The 831-nt window shown below is 58.5% G+C and carries 1 protein-coding gene; it reads right to left on the bottom strand.

The annotated features are described in order from the left end of the window. Positions 1 to 101: 101 nt before the first annotated feature. Entirely contained in the window at positions 102 to 533 is a 432-nt protein-coding gene (locus G3480_RS26995) for a phospholipase D-like domain-containing protein (protein WP_164657259.1), read from the bottom strand. Between the last annotated feature and the right edge of the window lie 298 nt (positions 534 to 831).

Below are 831 nucleotides of genomic sequence, written 5' to 3'. Positions count from 1 at the left end.
GTTGGTCGTCTTGACCCCACGAATCGCCTCAAGCCCCACCTTCGCCTTGAAGCTCGCCGAAAAGGTCTTACGCTTGCTCTCTGTCACTGTCGCTCTCCTCGTTAATGTGCGAGGCGATAACTTAAATCCGTGTCCAATTTTCGGGGTCCACTATAGACATCCAACGCGGGGTTACGCTCCAGCAAAGCGATAAGCAGATCGGCCAGTTGGGTGGGCAGGTCGTCGTCGACCGGCCCCCTCACGAGTTCCAACTGACTGTGAAGGTCCCACCCGGCGATATAGATGCGGCGGCGCGCCTTGATCATGGACTTGCGCACCGCGCGGTAGTAGTCCTCACCGTCGACCAGGACGCCAAGCCGTGCGGCATGGGCGACGCGCCAGCAATTGCGGCCGGGCTCGAAGAGGCCCGCGAGGGCTCGGCTGTGCGACGCTGGAGCCAAGCTTGACCGCCGAGTGCTCTCGGCATCCTCTGTTGCATCACCCATCGCGCCAGGATCTTCGAGGGCCAGCACCGAGGTCGAGTTGGTTTCCATGGGAGTCTCCGCAGTGTCCTTGGTCGACCACGCGTGGACGGGACGACGCATCATAAGATGGAGCCTGCTCTTTCAAGCAATACACCAAACTTCAAATAACACACCAATCCAATCAGAAATCAACCCTCGGCACGCTTGAACCCTTCAGAAAGCGCTTGAATCCTTCAGAAAGGGTCGATTGAGAGGGACTTGGCGCTAAGAAAGTGCTCATCAACAACTTCCCCCCCTTTCGCAAAGGGGGGCTAGGGGGGATTTCGGGCGGCATCGCTCGCATCGGGAAACAATTGATGGACACTTG

The organism is Thiorhodococcus mannitoliphagus (genome assembly GCF_010915725.1).
GTDB classification, from domain to species: Bacteria; Pseudomonadota; Gammaproteobacteria; order Chromatiales; family Chromatiaceae; genus Thiorhodococcus; species Thiorhodococcus mannitoliphagus.
Note: the sequence above shows the minus strand (reverse complement) of the source record. Positions and strands in the feature narration are given on the sequence as shown.